Annotated in this window: 18 protein-coding genes and 1 pseudogene; 14 read left to right on the forward strand and 5 right to left on the reverse strand. The window is 72.0% G+C overall.

From position 1 onward, the window contains the following. Positions 1-2 precede the first annotated feature (2 nt). Together ACIRL2_RS06080 and nudC are read left to right on the forward strand one after the other, a co-directional pair. A complete protein-coding gene (locus tag ACIRL2_RS06080; RefSeq protein ID WP_395866289.1) occupies positions 3-1,421 on the forward strand; it encodes a dipeptidase in 1,419 nt (472 codons plus the stop codon). After that, positions 1,418-2,338, forward strand: a complete 921-nt coding sequence (nudC, locus tag ACIRL2_RS06085; RefSeq protein WP_402230471.1) for an NAD(+) diphosphatase — start codon at positions 1,418-1,420, stop codon at positions 2,336-2,338. The genes ACIRL2_RS06080 and nudC overlap by 4 nt, the downstream gene beginning before the upstream one ends. Before the next feature lie 79 nt (positions 2,339-2,417). Here nudC and ACIRL2_RS06090 read toward each other — a convergent pair whose 3' ends face one another. Next, the gene (locus ACIRL2_RS06090; protein ID WP_395866285.1) at positions 2,418-2,687 is read right to left on the reverse strand and encodes a mycoredoxin; all 270 of its coding nucleotides are present in this window, start codon (positions 2,685-2,687) and stop codon (positions 2,418-2,420) included. A gap of 151 nt (positions 2,688-2,838) precedes the next feature. On the opposite strand from ACIRL2_RS06090, the gene ACIRL2_RS06095 reads away from it, so the two are divergent. The 4 genes from ACIRL2_RS06095 to ACIRL2_RS06110 all read left to right on the forward strand — a co-directional run bounded on the left by ACIRL2_RS06095 (position 2,839) and on the right by ACIRL2_RS06110 (position 6,379). Next, complete coding sequence (locus ACIRL2_RS06095) at positions 2,839-5,025, forward strand: ATP-dependent DNA helicase UvrD2 (RefSeq protein WP_402230473.1); 2,187 nt, start codon at positions 2,839-2,841, stop codon at positions 5,023-5,025. Positions 5,026-5,189: 164 nt separating this feature from the next. Further along, positions 5,190-5,621: a hypothetical protein gene (locus tag ACIRL2_RS06100; RefSeq protein WP_402230475.1), complete on the forward strand. Its 432-nt coding sequence runs from the start codon at positions 5,190-5,192 to the stop codon at positions 5,619-5,621. A 138-nt stretch (positions 5,622-5,759) separates the two neighbouring features. Continuing rightward, a complete protein-coding gene (locus ACIRL2_RS06105; protein ID WP_026218651.1) occupies positions 5,760-6,098 on the forward strand; it encodes a WhiB family transcriptional regulator in 339 nt (112 codons plus the stop codon). 59 nt (positions 6,099-6,157) lie between these two features. Continuing rightward, positions 6,158-6,379 (forward strand): hypothetical protein, encoded by a 222-nt coding sequence (locus ACIRL2_RS06110; protein WP_355541032.1) that lies wholly within the window; start codon positions 6,158-6,160, stop codon positions 6,377-6,379. A gap of 97 nt (positions 6,380-6,476) precedes the next feature. Here the strand turns inward: ACIRL2_RS06110 and ACIRL2_RS06115 are convergent, their stop codons facing one another. Together ACIRL2_RS06115 and ACIRL2_RS06120 are read right to left on the reverse strand one after the other, a co-directional pair. Continuing rightward, complete coding sequence (locus ACIRL2_RS06115) at positions 6,477-7,895, reverse strand: ABC1 kinase family protein (protein WP_402230478.1); 1,419 nt, start codon at positions 7,893-7,895, stop codon at positions 6,477-6,479. Beyond that, positions 7,892-8,998 (reverse strand): ThiF family adenylyltransferase, encoded by a 1,107-nt coding sequence (locus ACIRL2_RS06120; RefSeq protein ID WP_395866278.1) that lies wholly within the window; start codon positions 8,996-8,998, stop codon positions 7,892-7,894. Before ACIRL2_RS06120 ends, ACIRL2_RS06115 begins: the two co-directional genes overlap by 4 nt. A 278-nt stretch (positions 8,999-9,276) precedes the next feature. Here ACIRL2_RS06120 and ACIRL2_RS06125 point away from each other — a divergent pair. The 4 genes and pseudogenes from ACIRL2_RS06125 to ACIRL2_RS06140 form a co-directional block, all read left to right on the forward strand. Then, positions 9,277-9,819: pseudogene (locus ACIRL2_RS06125) on the forward strand (M48 family metallopeptidase); the annotation flags it as partial. Between the two features lie 435 nt (positions 9,820-10,254). Continuing rightward, positions 10,255-12,048: a TerD family protein gene (locus ACIRL2_RS06130; protein WP_395866276.1), complete on the forward strand. Its 1,794-nt coding sequence runs from the start codon at positions 10,255-10,257 to the stop codon at positions 12,046-12,048. 7 nt (positions 12,049-12,055) lie between these two features. Continuing rightward, complete coding sequence (locus ACIRL2_RS06135; protein ID WP_395866274.1) at positions 12,056-12,742, forward strand: AIM24 family protein; 687 nt, start codon at positions 12,056-12,058, stop codon at positions 12,740-12,742. A gap of 22 nt (positions 12,743-12,764) precedes the next feature. Then, complete coding sequence (locus ACIRL2_RS06140; RefSeq protein WP_395866272.1) at positions 12,765-13,520, forward strand: AIM24 family protein; 756 nt, start codon at positions 12,765-12,767, stop codon at positions 13,518-13,520. Between the two features lie 72 nt (positions 13,521-13,592). On the opposite strand, the gene ACIRL2_RS06145 is transcribed toward ACIRL2_RS06140, so the two are convergent. Together ACIRL2_RS06145 and ACIRL2_RS06150 are read right to left on the reverse strand one after the other, a co-directional pair. Further along, positions 13,593-14,123 (reverse strand): NUDIX hydrolase, encoded by a 531-nt coding sequence (locus ACIRL2_RS06145; protein ID WP_402230483.1) that lies wholly within the window; start codon positions 14,121-14,123, stop codon positions 13,593-13,595. After that, entirely contained in the window at positions 14,120-15,580 is a 1,461-nt protein-coding gene (locus ACIRL2_RS06150; RefSeq protein ID WP_395866268.1) for a zinc-dependent metalloprotease, read from the reverse strand. Before ACIRL2_RS06150 ends, ACIRL2_RS06145 begins: the two co-directional genes overlap by 4 nt. Before the next feature lie 263 nt (positions 15,581-15,843). Between ACIRL2_RS06150 and ACIRL2_RS06155 the strand changes: the two genes are divergently transcribed. The 4 genes from ACIRL2_RS06155 (at position 15,844) to ACIRL2_RS06170 (ending at position 19,083) form a co-directional block, all read left to right on the forward strand. Beyond that, on the forward strand, positions 15,844-17,046 hold the full coding sequence (locus ACIRL2_RS06155; RefSeq protein ID WP_395866266.1) for an NAD-dependent epimerase/dehydratase family protein: 1,203 nt from the start codon (positions 15,844-15,846) through the stop codon (positions 17,044-17,046). Between the two features lie 140 nt (positions 17,047-17,186). Beyond that, positions 17,187-17,609, forward strand: a complete 423-nt coding sequence (locus tag ACIRL2_RS06160; RefSeq protein ID WP_395866264.1) for a molybdenum cofactor biosynthesis protein MoaE — start codon at positions 17,187-17,189, stop codon at positions 17,607-17,609. Between the two features lie 137 nt (positions 17,610-17,746). Continuing rightward, positions 17,747-17,983: a hypothetical protein gene (locus ACIRL2_RS06165; protein ID WP_402230486.1), complete on the forward strand. Its 237-nt coding sequence runs from the start codon at positions 17,747-17,749 to the stop codon at positions 17,981-17,983. Between the two features lie 47 nt (positions 17,984-18,030). Beyond that, the gene (locus tag ACIRL2_RS06170) at positions 18,031-19,083 is read left to right on the forward strand and encodes a PDZ domain-containing protein (RefSeq protein ID WP_395866260.1); all 1,053 of its coding nucleotides are present in this window, start codon (positions 18,031-18,033) and stop codon (positions 19,081-19,083) included. The last annotated feature ends 13 nt before the right edge of the window (positions 19,084-19,096 follow it).

Consider the following 19,096-nt stretch of genomic DNA (forward strand, 5'->3'; position numbering starts at 1 on the left):
CCATGAGCATCCCCGACCGCGACATCTCCGCCTATGTGCACGCGCACGCCGCCGACTTCTTCGCCGATCTGCGCACCTGGCTGGCCATCCCGTCGATCTCCGGCGACCCGGCCGCGGCGGCCGACGTCGAGCGCAGCGCGTGGTGGCTGGGCGGCGCGTTGCGCGACGCCGGTTTCCCCACCGTCGAGGTGTGGGAGACGTCCGGGCTGCCGGCCGTGTTCGCCGAGTGGCCCTGCGCCGACCCGGACGCGCCCACCGTGCTGGTCTACGGGCACCACGACGTGCAGCCCGCGGCGCTCGCGGACGGGTGGAGTACGCCGCCGTTCGAGCCGACCGACGTGGGCGATCGGCTGTACGCGCGCGGCGCGGCCGACGACAAGGGTCAGGTGCTCTTCCACCTGCTCGGCGTGCGCGCGCACCTGGCCGCGACCGGGCGGGACACGCCCGCGGTCAACCTCAAGCTGATCGTCGAGGGCGAGGAGGAGTCCGGCTCGGAGCACCTGCCGGCGCTGCTGCGCGGGCGCCGGGACCGCCTGGCGTGCGACGTCGTGGTGGTCTCGGACACCGGCATGTGGGGCGCGGACACGCCCAGCACCTGCACCGGCATGCGCGGCCTGGCCGAGATGCAGATCGACCTCTTCGGTCCCACCTCGGACATCCACTCCGGCTCGTTCGGCGGCGCGGTGCCCAACCCGGCAACCGCACTGGCCCGGCTGATCGCCGCGCTGCACGACGAGGACGGCCACGTCGCGATCCCGGGCTTCTACGAAGGCGTCGGCGAACTCACGGACCGCGAGCGGGAGTTGTTCGCCAAACTGCCGTTCGACGAGGCCGCCTGGCTGGGCAACGCGAAGTCCGCCGCGGCGAGCGGCGAGGCCGGCTACAGCACACTGGAGCGGGTGTGGGCACGCCCCACCGCCGAGGTCAACGGCATCTGGGGCGGCTACACCGGCCCCGGCCGCAAGACCATCGTGCCCGCCTCCGCGCACGCGAAGATCTCCTTCCGGCTGGTGGACCGCCAGGACCCGGAGCGGATCGAGCAGGTCGTGCGCGCGTGGGTGGCCGAGCGGCTGCCCGCCGGGATCCGCTGCGAACTCGACTTCGGCACCGGCGTCCGGCCGTGCCTGACCCCGCTGGACCATCCCGCGCTGCGCTCGGTGGTCCGCGCGCTCGGCCGCGCGTTCGACACCGAGATCCTGTACACCCGCGAGGGCGGCTCCGGACCCGAGGCGGACCTCCAGGAGGTGCTGGGCGCGCCGGTGGTCTTCCTCGGCGTCTCGCTGCCCGACGACGGCTGGCATTCGGTCGATGAGAAGGTGGAGAAGCCGCTGCTCCTCAAGGGCGCGGAGGCCGCCGCGCACCTCTGGGAGGACCTCGCGGCGACCTGGCACGAAGCACGATCCGGGAGGGACGTCAGTTGATCCACCCCAAGCCTGTCGCCGGGCAGGCACTGGCCCGATCCGCCCTCGACCGGGCGGCCGAACACCGCCTGGACCAGGGGTGGTTGGACCGGGCCTGGCGCGCGCCCGAGACGCGCGTGCTGGTCCTGGGACAGGGCCGGGCGCACTGGTCGGGCGACACGGGCGCGCCGCACCTAGTCCTGGTCGATCCGGCACACGCGCCGGAGGGCGAGCGTTACCTGCTCGGCGTCGACGCGGCCGGTGTGTGCTACTTCGCGGTCTCGGTGGGGGAGTTGGCCGAGCCCGCGGCGGGAGTGCGCGAGGGCACCCTGCGCGAACTCGGCACGCTCCTGGACGACCGGGACGCGGGACTGCTCGTGCACGCGACCGGCCTGCACCACTGGCACCGCACCCACACGTTCTGCGCGCGCTGCGGGCAGCCGACCGAGATCGCCGCGGCCGGGCACGTGCGGCGCTGTCCGGCCTGCGGGGCCGAGCACTACCCGCGCACCGACCCGGCGGTGATCATGCTGGTGCTGGACCGGGACGACCGGTGCCTGCTCGGCCGGCAGGCGAGCTGGCCGGACAAGCGGTTCTCCACCTTCGCCGGCTTCGTCGAGCCCGGCGAGTCGCTCGAACAGGCCGTCGCGCGCGAACTGCACGAGGAGGTCGGCGTGCGTACCGCGTCCACGGAGTACCTCGCCAGCCAGCCCTGGCCGTTCCCGTCCAGCCTGATGCTGGGCTTCTTCGCCTACGCGGTGGACGAGAGGGTGCGGGTGGACGGCGAGGAGATCTCCGAGGCGTACTGGTACTCGCGGGCGCAGCTCAAGGAGGCGGTCGGCACGGGCGAGGTGGTCCTGCCCGGGGCGTTGTCGATTGCCCGCCACCTGATCGAGAAGTGGTACGGCGAGGCGCTGGACGAGGACAACCACTGGTAGTCCCGGCCCGCACGTGCGGCGGCCCGCGACGGGAATCCGTCGCGGGCCGCCGCCACGCGGGGGTACGGCTCGCCCGGGTTCAGGCGGCGAGCTCCGCGACGGCGGCCTTGACCTGGGCCAGGCTCGGGTTGGTCGCGGTCCACAGCGGTGCCCCGCCGTCGGGCGGCAGGATGACCAGCGTCGGCACGGTCTGGTTGCCGCCGTTCACGCTCATCACGAAGTCGGCGGCCTTGGGGTCGTGCTCGATGTTCACCTCGGTGTAGGCGATGCCCTCGCGCTCCATCTGGCTCTTGAGCCGGCGGCAGTAGCCGCACCACGTCGTGCTGTACATCGTCACGGGGGCCGACATCGTCATGCACTCCTTTGTGTTCGCCCGGTCCGGGAACGGTTGTCCACATCGGCAACATGTGCGCGGTCGGTTTGATTCCACACCTGTGCGGATCACCGGGGGCTGTGCACAAGCGGCCTCGGGCCGAGGGGATGCCTGAGAGGATGGGCCGATGATCGCTTCCCCCGACGACGTCCTGGACGCGCTCGATCCCGAGCAGCGGCGGGTGGCCAAGGCCGTCGACGGCGCCGTGTGCGTGCTCGCGGGCGCGGGCACCGGCAAGACCCGCGCGATCACCCACCGCATCGCCTACGGCGTGCTGACCGGCACGATGCAGCCCGGCCAGACGCTCGCGGTCACCTTCACCGCGCGGGCCGCGGGGGAGATGCGCGGCCGGCTGCGCGACCTGGGCGTGCCCGGCGTGCAGGCGCGCACGTTCCACGCGGCGGCGCTGCGCCAGCTCTCGTACTTCTGGCCGAAAGTGTTCGGCGGTGCCCCGCCGCAACTGGTGGAGACCAAGTTCCTGCTCGCCCGCGACGCGGTGCAGCACTGCCGGCTGCGGGCTGATCGGGCCGAGCTGCGCGACATCATCGGCGAGATCGAGTGGGCCAAGGCCACCCAGACCGCGGCGGACGACTATCCGCGCGCGGTGCTCGCGGCGGGCCGCAAACCGCCGCGCGCGGCGGCCGAGATCGCCCACGTCTACGCGGCCTACGAGAAGATCAAGTCCGGCAAGGGCCTGATGGACTTCGAGGACGCGCTGCTGCTGACCATCGGCCTGCTCGACGAGCGCCCCGAGGTGCGCGAGGCGGTCCAGGCGCAGTACCGGCACTTCACCGTGGACGAGTACCAGGACGTCAACCCGCTCCAGCAGCGGCTGCTCGACCTGTGGGCGAACGAGGCGCGCAGCCTGTGCGTGGTCGGCGACGCGAGCCAGACCATCTACTCGTTCACCGGCGCCACACCCGCCTACCTGCTCGACTTCCGCCGCCGCTACCCGGACGCGGAGGTGGTCGAGCTGGTCCGCGACTACCGCTCCACGCCGCAGGTGGTGGGCCTGGCCAACCGGCTGCTCGCGCACGCCACGGGCGAGGCCGCCAAGCACCGGCTGAAGCTGATCTCGCAGCGCGGCGAGGGCCCGGCGCCGCGCTTCGTCGAGCACGCCGACGAGCAGGCCGAGGCGGAGAGCACCGCGAAGCAGATCCGCGCGCTGATCGACGAGGGCGTGCGGCCCGCCGAGATCGCCGTGCTGTTCCGTACCAACTCGCAGTCCGAGTCCTACGAACAGGCGCTGGCCGATCAGTCGGTGGCGTACCTGCTCAAGGGCGCCGAACGGTTCTTCGAGCGGGCGGAGGTCCGGCAGGCGATGGGCTTCCTGCGCGCGCACGCCATCTCCGGCGGGCCCGAGGCCGAGCGCGGCCCGCTCGCGGGCGAGGTGCGCGCGGTGCTGGGGAACACCGGGTGGAGCGCGCAGCCGCCCGCCGGATCCGGCCAGGCCCGGGAGAAATGGGAATCGGTGGCCGCGCTGCTGCGGCTCGCCGAGGAGTTCGAGGTCAAGCGGCCGGAGGCGACGCTGCGCGACTTCACCGCGGAGTTGGCCGAGCGGGCGAGCGCGCAACACGCGCCGACGGTCGAGGGCGTCACCCTCGCGTCGCTGCACGCGGCCAAAGGCCTGGAGTGGGACGCGGTGTTCCTGGTCGGCCTCAACGAGGGGATGATGCCGATCGCCTACGCGGACACCCCGGACAAGATCGAGGAGGAGCGCCGGCTGCTCTACGTCGGGGTGACCCGGGCGCGCGAGCGGCTGACCCTGTCCTGGTCCCTGGCCCGCACTCCGGGCGGCCGAGGCCGCAAGGCGTCCCGGTTCCTCGACGGCCTGCGCGGCGCGGACGGCTCGCGCGGCACGGGCTCCGCGCTGCCCGACGCGTTCCGTTCACCGGCCCGCGGCCCGGACGGTACGGTCCGGCCCCGGCGCAAGGTGGGCCCGGTGCGCTGCCGGGTGTGCGCCCGGGCGCTCCAGGACGCCGCCGAGCGCAAGATCGGACGCTGCCTGGACTGCCCCTCGGACGTCGACGAGTTCCTCCTCGAGCAGTTGATCGTGTGGCGGCAGGGGCGGGCACAGGAGCAGAGCCAGCCGGCGTTCGTCGTCTTCACCGACGCGACGTTGACCGCGATCGCCGAGACCCGGCCGCTCAACGAGCGGCAACTGGCCGCGATCCCGGGGGTGAGCCGAACCAAGCTGGAGCGATTCGGTGACGACGTGCTCGCGCTGTGTGCCGGTAACGACCTCGCGATCGAGCCCGCGCCGGAGGACTTCGGGCACATCCCGGAGGACGAGGATGCTCCTGCCGGGGAGTGAGATCCGAGGGGTTTCCCTCGAGTGACGAGGACCATGCAATAAATCGTTTGCGTCTCGCTCCGAACCGCATCTACGCTCACGAGCACGGTCGGAACGTTCGACCGTGCTCGTCCATGAAACCTGGAAACACCCCTGCGGTGTTCCCCGAACCCTCTCGAAAGGAGGTGAACGTCGTGATTACCAGGAACTTGAAAGCCCAGCGTCAGGCGTTCACCGCCGCTTCGGTCGTGGTGTCGGTGGGCTCCGCCAAGCTGTCGCATGCCGATCTCTCCCTGCCCAAGTCCGGCCTGGCCGGGCTCCCCACGGATCTGTCCTATGCCGGGACCGATGCCCTGATCACCGCCTCCGCGCGACTGCGCGGCAACGGCAGTGGTGCGTCCGCAGTCGCGGGTGCCTCAGGTCTCGTCGGTCTGGCGGGCAGCGCCGAGGGTCCGTGGCAAGGCGAGCAGGCAGCGGCGACGCGTCGCAACGAGCGACCGTCGAACGCGGCGGCTTGCGAGCAGGCGCAGACGCAGGAATCGCAGCAGGCCAGTGGAATGACCATGGCGGCCTTTGCCGGTAACAACGGGTATCCGTCCTGGAGGAACAGGACCTGACGTAACGTCAGGTCGGCACCCTCCAGGGCCGCGGAATCCCGAACACCGGGATCCGCGGCCCTTGTCTTTTGTCGGCTGTCAGCAGCACCGAGTAGCGACCACCGGGGACATGAGTCCCACGAATCACAGGAGCACCACGTGCCCCACGGCAAACCCCCCGCACCCGGCAGCACAGCCACAGCGACATCGGAGGTAGACCTGATGACCCTTACCGCTTTCGAGGACGTCGAGCAGCTCGAGTCGACGATCCCCTGCCGTTCCTACGACCCGGAGGTCTTCTTCGCCGAGTCCCCCGAGGACGTCGAGTACGCGAAGGCCCTGTGCCGCGAGTGCCCCGTGCGTGAGATGTGCCTGCAGGGCGCGCTCGAGCGCCGCGAGCCCTGGGGTGTCTGGGGTGGCGAGCTCTTCGTGCAGGGCGTCGTCGTCGCCCGCAAGCGTCCCCGTGGCCGTCCGCGCAAGACGGAGGTCGCCGCGTGACCCCGCCGGCGGGACCCCGACGCACGAGCACCCGACACACCACGTACGCGCAGGAACCCATGAAGCACATTCACGACACGAACGCCGTTTTGCCCAATGACAGGAGCAGGGAGTTGCATCTCATCAACGAAGCCCTCGCGAGGGCTCAGATGGATCAACAGCTCCGTGAAGCGGAGCTCCAACGCAGGGCGTACCACGTCCGGATGGCGCGCAGGATGCGTCGTCGGGCGGAGGTCGCCTCCATGCGCGCGCGCCGGGCGCTGGCCATCGCGGTGATGTAAGCCGCCGATGTCGCCCGACCGGTACGCGGCACGCCGAAGGGCGGGCACCCCTCGAGGGGTGCCCGCCCTTCGGCGTGCGCGGCGGCGCGGACGGGCTCTAACGCCCGGCGGTGTCCTCGGAGTTGTCGATCTCCTCCGCGTCCTCCACCTCTTCGATCTCCTCGATGTCCTCGATGGAGAAGTCGAATTCCTCGGCCTCGTAGTCCTCGTCGACGAACCCGGGCAGCCAGGTGGCCAGTTCGTCGCGGAACGGCGCGGTCGCGCCGAGCTGACACAGCACGCCGATCGTGCTCAACGTGACCCGGTGGATCAGCAGATAGCTCGGCGGCAGGTTGAGCTGGCGGGCCAGCGCGGACGCCGGATTGCGCGGGTCGCCGATCCGCGCGCCCTGCTCGCGCATCCAGGCCCGGGTGAAGGTGAACTCCTCGGCCTCGGCCGGCTCCAGGAACGGCAGCAGGTAGTCCAGGACTTCGGCGGCGTCGAGCTTGATCGACGGCTTGACGAAGCCCTCGGTGCGCAACACCTGCATGACGCTGTCCGCGTCGCCCTCCAGCGCGAGTCGAAACGCCAGGCCGATCGGCTCGGGCAGCCCCTCGGGCAACCGGTTGACCGTGCCGAAGTCCAGGACGCCCAGGCGCCCGTCGTCCAGCAGCCGGAAGTTGCCGGGGTGCGAGTCGGCGTGCAGCATGCCGGTGCGGGCGGGCCCGGAGAACAGGAACCGGCTGAGCATGTGCCCGGCCCGGTCGCGCTCTTCCTGGCTGCCCTTGTCGATCACCTGGGACAGTGGTTTGCCGTCCATCCACTCGGTGATCAGCACCCGCTCGGTCTGGTGCACCACGTGCGGCACGAAGATGTCCGGGTCGCCGTCGAACTCCACCGCGTGCGCGGTCTGCGCCTCGGCCTCGAGCTGGTAGTCCAGTTCCTCGGCCACCCGGGCCTTGAGCTCGGCGATCAGCGGTTTGACGTCGATGCCCGGGATCAGCGCGCCGGCGAAGCGCGCGACGTGCCCAAGCTGGTTCAGGTCGGAGATCAGCGCGTCGCCGGCCCCGGGGTATTGGATCTTGACCGCGACCGTGCGGCCGTCGTGCCAGACCGCCCGGTGCACCTGGCCGATCGACGCGGCCGCCGCGGGGCTCTCGGAGAACTCCTCGAAGAGCGAACGCCAGTCCGCGCCGAGATTCTCCGCGAGCGCCTTGTGCACGGTACGCGCGGGCATCGGCGGCGCCGCGTCCTGGAGTTTGGTCAGCGCCGAGCGGTAGGGCCCGGCCACCTCCTCGGGCAGCGCGGCCTCGAACACCGACAGGGCCTGCCCGAGCTTCATCGCGCCGCCCTTCAGCTCGCCGAGCACCTTGAAGAGCTGCTGGGCGGTGCGCTGTTGCAGTTCGGCGGCGACGATCTCGGCCGGTCTGCCGCCGATACGCCTGCCCAGGCCCAGTGTCGCCCGGCCGGCCACCCCCAGCGGGAGGGAGGCGAGCTTGGCGGTGCGGGTCACGGCCCTACGCGGAAGATCGCTCACGCGACCCATTGTGTCCGACTCGGCGATGCGGCATGTGTGATGGGGCCCACCTCTTGCGCCGCGTGGGTGGCGCGGCAGTCGCAGCGGGCGTGTGGCGACCAGCTCCGGCGCCGGGTCAGGCCGTCCGGCAGCTCGATCTCCACGGTGCCGTCCACGGTGGTGGGCAGCGCGCCGTCGAGGAAGGTGAGCACCTGAAGGGCCGCCCGGGCCGCGACCTCGGTGGCGAGCACCACGTCGCACGGGGCCTCGCCGGGGCCGGGCGCCGCCGCGAGCTGGGCCAGCAGGCGCGGCCAGCCCGGATCGCGGTCGCTGCGGGCCAGATCCAGGCAGCGCCCACACGCCGACCGGCCCACCAGCACGAACGGCCCGATCACCCCGGTGGTCTCGCGGATGTCCGCGTACAGGTGCGGGACCCGCTGCCGGATCAGGCGGGCGCCCGGTTCCGGATCCGGGCGACCCTCCGGGACGAGCACCGCGACGTCGGGCGTGCCGCGCCCGGCGGGCAGCGCGCAGCGCACTCCCGGGGCGGAGCGACGCAGCGCGGCCCGTACGGTGGTCTCCCGGCGCGGGCGCTCGTCGTCCCAGCCGAACGCCACCGGTCCGGCGTCTCCCGGGCGCACCGGACGGCGGTCGGCGGGCACCACGTGACCCACCCCGGCGGCGGCGAGCAGGCCGGCCACCGCGGCGCCGATCCGACCGGCGCCGTGCACCGCCACCACCGCGCGGGCGCGTCGGTCGAGCGCGGCCAGGCCCGCCTCGCCGCTGCCGTGCAGTAGCGCGAGCGAGGTCAGGTCCGGACCCAGCCGGGCGCGCTCGTGGGGCAGCGCGGGCACCGGGGTGGGCCGCCCGGAGGCGTCCTCCAGCACACCCTCGCGGGCCAGCAGGTCCAGCACCGCCTCGGCGTGCGGGCGAGCGAGGCCGACCCGTTCGGCCAGCTCCCAGGTGCGCTCCAGATCCCGGGTGCCGTCCAACTGCTCGACGAAGCGGGTGGTGGTCGGGTCCAGACCGCCCACCAGCACGGCCCGGCGCGGATCCAGGCCCAGTTGCAGGGTCTGTCGATCGCGCCACAACCGACGCAGGGCGGGCTTGAGGAGCGGGCGCATGAGAGGGCCTCCGAAGGAGCGGTACACCGGGAACGGGGACGGCGACCGGGCGCGCGGGGCGACTCGGCCGGTCCCAGCGTGCCCGCCCGCAAAACGCCGGGTATTTCGTCGTCCACAGCCCGCGTATGAATATGCTATTTGGAAATATTAGGCCGAGAAGAATGGAATGGGAATAATCGAACGAATAGTGCTTATGCCCGCGACAAGCGGTGTCGAATATCCCCCGGCCGGCCCGAAGCGGCGGCGCCCTGTCGGTGCCGTCGGTTAACGTCCTGGTTATGGTCGCGGATCCCGGGGCCGGACACGACATGCTGTCCGGAGCCCCCTACCAGGGTGCCGTCGAGGTGCGTCGCAGCGCCCGACGGAGACGAACCGTGTCGGCCTACCGGGACGGGGATCGGACCGTGGTCCTGCTTCCCGGCCGGATGACGCAGACCGAGGAGAAACGCTGGGTCGGCGTGATGCTGGAGCGCCTGGCCGCGCAGGAGCGGCGCCGGCGGCCCAGTGACGAGGATCTCGCCGCGCGGGCACTGGAGCTGTCCGCCCGCTATCTGGACGGCCGGGCCCGGCCCGCGAGCGTGCGCTGGGTGGGCAACCAGAACACCCGCTGGGGTTCGTGCACTCCGATCGACGGCACGATCCGGCTCTCCACCCGGCTGCGCGGCATGCCGACGTATGTCGTCGACTATGTATTGCTGCACGAGTTGGCGCATTTGCTGGTGCCCGGCCACGGACCGCGTTTTTGGACGCTGCTCGCCGCATATCCGCGCACCGAACGCGCGCGGGGATATCTGGAGGGTGTCGCCGCCGCGAGCGGACTCGCGATGAGCGACGACAAGGACGATGTGGACGCCGCACCCGGCACCCCGAAGTCGGCGGTGCCGGAACCGGCTCCGCCGGCCCGCGGCCGAGCCGCCGCGGCAGGGGGTCGAGCGGCCCGCAAGGGCACCGCCGCTGCGGACGGTACGCGCGCCGGGACAACGCGCGATCGCACCGCCCGCAAGCCCCGAGGCTGACCCGGATCCGGCGCGCGAGAGTCGTCGCGGTGCCGGATTCGGGCGTATAGCGTGAGGCGCGTACACAGCCGGGAACCGGTCGCGGGCAATCGCTCGTCGCAAGCACGAGACTGCCGCCGGGCGTTTTGCCGTACCCGGACCGGGGCGGATCCGATGTTGTAGCGTGCCGTGCGCGGCGGGGACCCAGGTGGTGGGCGCCCGCACCGCCGGCGGCGGAAAAGCGGGGAAGGGAGCCACACAGTGGTCGAGTTCAGGAAGGGACAGAAGTCGAAGCTGTCCGACCTGACCGCGGGGACCGATCTGTATGTCGGGGTACATCTGGACAGTCCCGGGCTGACGTTCGACATCGCGTGCTTCGGGTTGGACGCCGGTGAGCGATTGTCCGACGATCGGTACTTCATCTTCTTCAACCAGCCCAAGTCGCCCGAGGAATCGATCCAGCTCCTGGGCGCGCAGGCCGGTGACACCGAGTCCTTCCGCGTGACGCTGGACCGGGTCCCGCCGAACGTCAACAAGCTCGCGTTCACCGCGACCATCGACGGCGACGGCGTGATGTCCCAGGTCGCCTCCGGCTACCTGCGGATCGTGGCGGGCGGCCAGGAGGTCGCGCGCTACGCGTTCACCGGGCGCGAGTTCAGCACCGAGCGCGCCGTGATGATCGCGGACATCTACAAGAAGGACGTCTGGCGGTTCTCCGCCGTCGGACAGGGCTTCGACGGCGGGCTGCGCGCACTCCTGGAGAACTTCGGCGGCGAGGTCGCCGAGGACGAGCCGGACGAGGCTCCGACGCCGGCCCCCGTGCCGCCCGGCGGTGCCCCGGGCTTCGCCCCGCCCGGCGGCGGGATTCCGTCGCAGCAGCCCGCGCCCTCGTTCGGGCCGCCCGGGGGCGGTCCGCCGCCGCCCGCTCCCGCGCCGAACTTCGGCCCGCCGCCCGGCGCGCCGCAACCGGTCGGTTCGATGCAGGGCGGTCCGCCCCTCCCGCCGCAGTACAACGAGCCCGGCACGCCGCCGCACGGCGCCCCCGGCGGGTATCCGCCGCCGCCCGGCCCGCCGCAGTACAACCAGCCCCAGGGCACACCGCCGCACGGCGCGCCGGGAGGCTACCCGCCACCGCCCGGTCCGCCCGGCCCCGGCGGCTACCCGAACCAGACCCCGCACCAGGGCCACATGGCGCCGCCCGCGCCGCCCGGCATGGGTCAGCCCGGTGGCTACCCACCGCCGGCCGGCCCCGCCGGCTACCCGCCGCCCGCGGGCCCCGGCGGCTATCCCGGTGTCGGTCAGCCCGGCCAGATGCAGCCCACGCTCCAGATGCCGGTGCCCGGCGGCCCGCCGGCCCCGCCGCAGGGCATGCAGGGTGTCGGCGTGGCCTCGGCCGAGCCGGCCTTCCAGTACGGCGTCGAGCAGTACCGCGAGGTGCCCGCCGGCGGTCGCTGGACCCAGCAGAACGCCAAGATGGTCCGGGTCGACGTCTCCGGCGGCAAGGTGATCGCCCGCCAGGGCGTGATGGTGGCCTACCAGGGCGACGTGAAGTTCAAGTTCCAGGGCCAGACCCTGCGCAGCCGCTTCGACAACCGGCAGACCGGCCAGTCGCTCGAACTGATGCGCTGCGAGGGCAACGGCGAGGTGTTCTTCGCCGAGGACGCCGCGCACCTGCACCTGGTCGAGCTCCAGGGCACCAAGCTGTTCGTCAACGTGGCCAACGTGCTCGCCTTCGACGAGGGCCTGACCATGGAGCCGGCCCGGGTCGAGGGCGTGGGCATCCCCGGCGGCGCGCTGTTCGCGCAGACCTTCAGCGGCCAGGGCACGATCGTGATCAAGACCCAGGGCATCCCGCTGGTGCTCCCGGTGCAGGGCCCGACCTTCGCGGACAGCAACGCGATCGTGGCGTGGACCGACATGGACGTCTCCACCACGACCCAGATGCGGCTGCGCAGGACCGCCTTCCCCGGCCACAGCGGCGAGACGGTCAACCTGCAGTTCCGCTGCCCGCCGGGCGGCAACAACTTCATCGTCGTCCAGCCCTACGAGGTGTGAGGGGAACATGGATCAGCAACTGATCGCCGCGTACGGGCAGACCGCACCCCAGGCTCGGATGAGCGCGCACGGCAACAAGATCTGTCGGGTCAACATCCAGCCCGGCGCGCCGGGCGTGTTGGCCAAGCAGGGCGCGATGATCGCCTACGAGGGTTACATCCGCTTCGAGGGCCACGGCCAGGGCATGCAGCGCCGGATGACCAGCGGCCTCACCGGCGAGCGCATGCAACTGATGAAGTGCACCGGCCAGGGCGACATCTACTTCGCCGACTACGGCGCGGACGTGGCCATCATGCAGCTCAACCCGAACGAGGGGCTGTCGGTGAACGCGAGCAACATCCTCGCGTTCGACGAGAACCTGGAACACCGGATCAAGATGGTGAGCGGGGTCACCGCGAAGTTCAGCGGCAACGGCCTGTTCAACATGGAGCTGTCCGGCCAGGGCTGGGTCGCGATCACCACGCGCGGCACGCCGGTCGTCCTCAACCCGTCCGAACGCGAGACCTACGTCGACCCGGACGCCCTCGTCGCGTGGAGCACCAGCCTCAAGGTGGGCACCAAGCGCTCGATGCGGCTCGGCGGCATCGTGGGGCGCGGTTCCGGCGAGGCGATGCAGGTGTCCTTCAAGGGCAACGGCTTCGTCGTCGTGCAGCCGGCCGAGGACGCCACCGACCGTTTCCACGTGCGCGGCTGACCGCGAGCGAAGGAGGAATACCGTGCAAAGCTCGCTTTTCGGCCATGCGCCCGTGCAGACGCCCGAGCGGTTCAGTCTGCAGAACCCGCACATGCTCAAGGTCCAGCTCGGCAACGGGCTGCCCGACCACTGCCTGGCCCGGGTCGGCTCGATGGTCGCCTACCAGGGCGCGATCGACTTCGACGGCAACATGCGCTCCGGCGCCGAACGCCAGGCCGCCGCGGCCACCGGTGAACAGCTCAACCTGATGCGCGCCCACGGCACCGGCACCATGTGGCTGGCCAACATGGCCCAGTCGATCCACGTGCTCGACCTCGACTTCGAGGGCCTGACCGTGGACGGCGAGTACGTGCTGGCCCTGGACAGCTCGCTGAGCTGGAACGTGGTGGCGATCGAGAGCGCGCAGTCGGTCGCCGGCGCGGGCTCCTACAACCTGGACATCACCGGCAACGGCAAGATCGCGCTGATGACCTCGGGCAAGCCGCTGATCATGCGGGTCACCCAGGGCACCGAGGTGTTCGCGGACGCCGACGCGGTGATCGCGTGGAGCACCCGGTTGTCGATCAGCATGCAGGCGCAGACCAACTCGGCGCGCATCTACCGACGCCGCCGGGGCACCGGCGAGGGCTGGAACATGGCCTTCATGGGCGAGGGCTACGTGGTGGTCCAGCCCAGCGAGATGTTGCCGCCCGTCGACTTCATCTCCTCCGGCGGCTACCTGGCCAACCGCGGCCTGGGCCAGAACGGCGGAGTCCAGGGCAACACCTGGGGCCAGTAGCAATCGGGAACACATACGCCGAGGGGCGCCCGACCGTCGACGGTCGGGCGCCCCTCGTGGCGCTTGCGCGGCTCAGACCGCCTCGCGGGCCCGGGCCACCAGCGCACGCACCGAGTCGTCCGTGTCGGCGGGCAGCGCGTCGAACGCGAACCAGCGCAGATCCAGCGACTCCTCGCTGATCAGCTCGGTCGCGCCGGGCGGGGCCAGCGCGACGTACTGCACGTCCAAGTGCACCGCGCACGGCGTGTGATGCCGGTCCAGGCCCACCGGCGCACCGCCCGCGAGCAGGGTCAGCCCGGCGATCCCGGACTCCTCGCGCGCCTCGCGCAGCGCCGCGTCGGCCAGCGTGCGGTCCACCGGTTCGCAGTGCCCGCCGGTCTGCAACCACCTGCGGATCTTCGCGTGCAGGGTGAGCAGCACCCGGGCCCGGGCCGCGTCCACGATCACCGCGCTCGCCGTCACGTGCCCGTCCCGACAGGCCTTGAGCATGCCGTCCTCGTGCGCCGCCAAGTGCTCCAGGTACGCCCCGCGCAGTCGGTCCGCACGGTCGTCGGGCGCGTCCCACTTCGACAGCACGTCGACCGCGTCGAGCCGTAGGCTCACGCGCCGGGCCCCTTCTTCCCGTCGTCCTCGCCCGTCGAGTCCTCGCCGCGACCCGGCTCGCCGGCCGGCTTGTCGTCGCCGGCCTGCTCGTCGCCGGGCCGGTCGCCCTCGGGCTTGGTCGACTCCAGCTTGTCCAGGTCCGCGTCCAGCTCGGCGTCCAGGCCGGACAGGTCGAGCTCGGCGTGGTGCACGAAGCCGTCCGGATCGTCCAGGTCGTCGGCGGTCGGCAGCAGGTCGGGGTGCTGCCACACCGCGTCCCGGCCGTCGACGCCGCGCGCGTCCGCGAGCGAGGCCCACAGCCGGGCCGCGTCGCGCAACCGGCGCGGGCGCAGTTCCAGGCCGACCAGGGTGGCGAAGGTCTGCTCGGCCGGACCGCCGGTCGCGCGCCGCCGACGCAGCGTCTCGCGCAGCGCGCCCGCCGAGGGCAGCCGGGGTGCGGCCGCGCTGTGCACGACCGCGTCCACCCAGCCCTCCACGAGCGCCAGCGCCGTCTCCAGACGCGACAGCGCGGTCTTTTGCTCCGGCGTCTCCTCGGGCTCGAACAGACCCTGCGAGAAGGCTTCCTGGAGCGCCTCGGGGTTGCTCGGGTCGATCCGCCCCGCGGCCTCCTCCAGCCTGCTCATGTCCACCTTGATGCCCCGCGCGTACGCCTCGACCGCGCCGAACAGGTGCTGCCGCAGCCACGGCACGTGCGCGAACAGTCGCTGGTGCGCGGCCTCGCGCAGAGCCAGGTACAGCCGCACCTCGTCCTGCGGCACCGACAGGCCCTCACCGAACGCGGTCAGGTTGGCCGGCAACAGCGCGGCCTTGCCCGCGGGCCCGATCGGCAGCCCGATGTCGGTCGAGCCGACCACCTCGCCGGCCAGCGCGCCCAGCGCCTGCCCGACCTGGGCGCCGAACATCGCGCCGCCCATCCCGCGCATCATGCCGAGCAGCGGCCCGGCCATGCTCTGCATCTCCTCGGGCATCATCTCGCCCATGGCCGCGACCACCCGGGTGGCCAGCGGCTCCACCAGCGCGCGCCACTGGGGCAGCGTCGCCTCGATCCACTCGGAGCGGCTCCAGGCGGCCGTGGTGTGCACACCGGAGGGCAGCGAGGTGGCCTCGTCCAGCCACAGCTCGGCCAGCCGCACCGACTCCTCGACCCCCGACCGCTCGACCGCGCCGATCGACGCGTCACCCTGCTGGGCCACGGTCTGCCGGGCGATGTCGCGGGCCAGGTCCCAGTTGACCGGGCCGCCCTCGTAGGACAGCAGCTTGCCCAGTTGCTGGAAGGCCGCGCCCAGGTCGGCCTGGTTCATCTGCCCGAACAGCGCGCCGAACGGGTTGTTCGGGTCACCGCCGGCCGCGCCGAAGCCGAACGGGTCGTTCGGATTCGAGCCGCCGGAACCGCCGCCGGGGCGATCGGGATCGTCGTCGCCCGAGGGCTTGCCGAAGCCGAAGGGGAAGTCAGCCATGGTTGGGCCCCTCTACGTTGTCCAGGTGTGCGGCGCCCTCGGGCCCGACCACTCGATGCTGACTCACGGTTACCTCGTCTCGCTCGGCCGGTCCGCCGTCCCGGTCGGAGGCGACGCCGCGCAAAGGCCGAAACGCGCCTGGCGTGAAGATCACAACAACACCTCCGGCAGGATGGATCGCGGACACTGACAGGAAAGGCAAGCAGTCGCGCGTACCTTTCTTGACGAACCGCTCGTACCAAACTAACCACGGGAGACCGCCAGTGAGTTCCCAGCCCCCACGCGTTCGCTCTGGGCGGAGCGGGCGGGAGAGCACGAGCGATGGCACCGGGACCGATGCCTCGGAGACCGCTCCGGAGCCCATTCCCTCGGCCTCGGACCAGCCCTCGGACAAGAGTGTGCCCCGGGTGCGCCCGGTCATCGCGGTCACCGGTGCCGCGGCCGGCCTCGGTCATCGCGTCGCGTCCCTCCTGGCCGCGAACGACCAGGTCAAACGTCTGATCGCGATCGACGAGCGGCGCGGTGAGATTCCCGGCGCACAGTGGCGGATCATGGACGTCCGCGACCCCGCCCTGGCCGGTCGGCTGGAGGGCGTGGACGTGGTGGTGCACCTCGCGCTCGACATGTCGCTCGACTCCGAACCCCGCGCCCGCGGCGCCCGCAACGTGCGCGGCACCCAGACCGTGCTGACCGCCGCCGCCGCGGCCCGGGTGCCCCGGGTGGTGCTGTGCACCTCGGCGATGGTCTACGGCGCGCTGCCGGACAACGCCGTACCACTGGCCGAGGACGCGCCGCTGCGCGCCACGGCGGACGCGTCGCTGGTCGGCGATCTGCTGGAGATCGAGGAACTGGCCGAGCGCACCCCCCGCGCCCACCCGCACGTCAAGGTCACCGTGGTGCGCCCGGCGACGCTGGTCGGCGGGCCCGAGGCGGACAGCGTGATGACCCGGCACTTCGAGGCGCCGCGCCTGCTGGTGGTCTCCGGCGGGCAGCCGCGCTGGCAGTTCTGCCACCTCGACGACCTGGCCTCCGCGCTGGAGTTCGCCGCGCTGGGCCGGGTCGAGGGTGTGGTCACCGTCGGCTCCGAGGGCTGGCTCGAACAGGAGGAGATCGAGGAACTGTCCGGCATGCGCCGGATGGAGCTGCCCGCGTCCCTGGCCCTGGGCACCGCCGAACGGCTGCACCGGCTGGGCATCACGCCCGCGCCGGCGGGCGACCTCGCGTACACGATGCACGGCTGGGTGGTGCCCTCCGAGCGACTGCGCGCGGCGGGCTGGCGCCCGGTGTGGACCAACGAGGCGGCCTTCGCGGTGCTGCTGGAGGACGTCGACGGGCGGCACGCGCTGGTGGCCCGCCGACTGGGCCGCAAGGACGCCACCACGCTCGGCGCGGCGGGCGCGACCGTGGCTTTGGTGGGCACGGCCGCGATCGTGCGCAAGGTCCGGCGCCGGCGTCGCGGCTTCTGACCTTCGCCGACCCCGCCGTCCACGAGCGGCCCGTCCGCGAGTGCCGGGCGGACGGGCCCGGCACCCGCGGACGACGCGCACACGTGCACGAGGGGACCGGGATGATCGCGCTCGACCGGTCGCGCGCGATACTGCCCGGTATGGACGTCATCCGCATCGCCGAGATCCGCGACACGCCGTTGTCCGTCGACGAGGTTTTTGCCGCGCTCGGCGACCCGTCGGCCGGTGGCACGAGCCTGTTCGTCGGTACGGTCCGTAACGCCGACAGTGGACGCTCGGTCACCGCGCTGGAGTACTCCGCGCACCCCTCGGCCCAGGCCGAGCTGCGTCGGGTGATGGAGAAGATCGCCGCCGACCTGCCGGTGCGCGCGATGGCCGCGGTGCACCGGGTCGGCCGGCTGGAGATCGGCGACCTCGCGGTCGTGGTCGGCGTCTCCTGCCCGCATCGCGCGGAGGCGTTCACCGCGTGCCGGCGGCTGATCGACGAGCTCAAGCACGAGGTGCCGATCTGGAAGCTCCAGCACTTCGTGGACGGCGACTCGGACTGGGTCGGCGCCTGCTGAACCCGGCCCGGGAACCCACTCCGATCCCACCCGTCCCCGAGGTCACACCCACCTCGGAGCAGCGGAAATGCACCATCTCCACCACATACATATGATTTAAGCCGTCACCCTCCCCCCTCCTGTGGACGGAGTACGTCATGGCGTCTGTCGCGTGGTGGTGGGCAATTCCGGGGGTCGCGCTCGTGCTCGCGGTCTGCTGGGCGGCGTGGACCTGTCGGTCCTTCCGGACGCCGAGCATGCACGACTCGATGTCCGACTTCGCGGAATGGAGCGCGGCCCTGGACCGGGTCCGCACGGCGACCCCGGTGCAATCCGAACCCACCCCCGACGACGTCGCCGGACCGGCCCCGGAACCGGGCTGCGAAACCCCGTGACGGCCCGGGCCACACCGGGAAAACCCGGGTGCCGTAGGGTCGGGCGCATGTCGCGCCGCACCGCCACACTGGTCGTCTCGGGGCTGTTGCTGCTGGCCCTGGCCTGCGCCGTCCTGTTCGCGCCGGTGCCCTACGCCGAGCTGAGCCCCGGGCCCACGTACAACACGCTCGGTGACGAAGGCGGCAAGCCGGTCATCGAGATCTCGGGCCACGAGACGTATCCCACCAGCGGCCACCTGAACATGACCACGGTGTCGGTGACCAACAAGTCCTACGACATGCCGCTGCTCGACGCGCTCGCCGGCTGGGTCAAGGGCGACTCGGACGTCGTGCTCAAGAAGTCGCTGTACCCCGACGACAAGTCCGCGGCCGAGGTCGAGCGGGAGAACGCCGAGGAGTTCAGCTCGTCGCAGGAGCACGCCAAGGTCGCGGCGTTCGCGGCGCTGAACATCCCGATCGAGAAGCAGGTGATCGTGTCCACGGTGGCCAAGGACGCGCCCGCGCTCGGCAAGCTGCACGCCGGCGACATCATCCTGGCCGTGGACGGGACGCCGATCGGCAAGCCCGAGGATGTCGCCGCGGCGATCACCAGGCACCAGGCCGGCGAGAGCGTCACGCTCACCGTGGACCCCGCGGACGCCCGGGGCACCCGGCGCGACGTGCAGGTGGTGACCCGCAAGGCCGAGGACGACGGTCGGGCCCTGGTCGGCATCACGCCGGGCATCCTGCCCAAGTTCCCGTTCAAGGTGGAGATCCACCTCGAGGACGTCGGCGGCCCGAGCGCGGGGATGATGTTCGCGCTCGGCATCGTGGACAAGCTCAGCCCCGGCGACCTGACCGGCGGCAAGTTCGTGGCCGGCACCGGCACCATCGACGACGCGGGCAAGGTCGGCGCGATCGGCGGCATCCAGATGAAGACCATCGGGGCCCGCCGGCAGGGCGCGAAGTACTTCCTGACGCCCAAGGCCAACTGCACCGCCGCCGCGCAGACCAAGCCGGGCGGGCTGACCCTGATCCAGGTGGAGACCCTGGACGACGCGCTCAAGGCCCTGGAGACGATCCGCACCGGCCAGGGCACGCTGACGGAATGTCATGCGTGACCGGTGCGGACCC

This window comes from Embleya sp. NPDC127516 (genome assembly GCF_044765325.1).
In the GTDB taxonomy this organism is placed as follows: Bacteria; Actinomycetota; Actinomycetes; order Streptomycetales; family Streptomycetaceae; genus Embleya.

Excerpts from the sequence above, each read along its gene's own strand:
- ACIRL2_RS06170 (WP_395866260.1), top strand. The coding sequence starts at position 18,031 with ATGTCGCGCCGCACCGCCACACTGGTCGTCTCGGGGCTGTTGCTGCTG.
- ACIRL2_RS06135 (WP_395866274.1), top strand. The coding sequence starts at position 12,056 with ATGGATCAGCAACTGATCGCCGCGTACGGGCAGACCGCACCCCAGGCT.
- ACIRL2_RS06165 (WP_402230486.1), top strand. The coding sequence starts at position 17,747 with ATGGCGTCTGTCGCGTGGTGGTGGGCAATTCCGGGGGTCGCGCTCGTG.
- ACIRL2_RS06150 (WP_395866268.1), bottom strand. The coding sequence starts at position 15,580 with ATGGCTGACTTCCCCTTCGGCTTCGGCAAGCCCTCGGGCGACGACGAT.
- ACIRL2_RS06090 (WP_395866285.1), bottom strand. The coding sequence starts at position 2,687 with ATGTCGGCCCCCGTGACGATGTACAGCACGACGTGGTGCGGCTACTGC.
- ACIRL2_RS06095 (WP_402230473.1), top strand. The coding sequence starts at position 2,839 with ATGATCGCTTCCCCCGACGACGTCCTGGACGCGCTCGATCCCGAGCAG.
- ACIRL2_RS06160 (WP_395866264.1), top strand. The coding sequence starts at position 17,187 with ATGGACGTCATCCGCATCGCCGAGATCCGCGACACGCCGTTGTCCGTC.
- ACIRL2_RS06110 (WP_355541032.1), top strand. The coding sequence starts at position 6,158 with ATGAAGCACATTCACGACACGAACGCCGTTTTGCCCAATGACAGGAGC.
- ACIRL2_RS06120 (WP_395866278.1), bottom strand. The coding sequence starts at position 8,998 with ATGCGCCCGCTCCTCAAGCCCGCCCTGCGTCGGTTGTGGCGCGATCGA.
- ACIRL2_RS06080 (WP_395866289.1), top strand. The coding sequence starts at position 3 with ATGAGCATCCCCGACCGCGACATCTCCGCCTATGTGCACGCGCACGCC.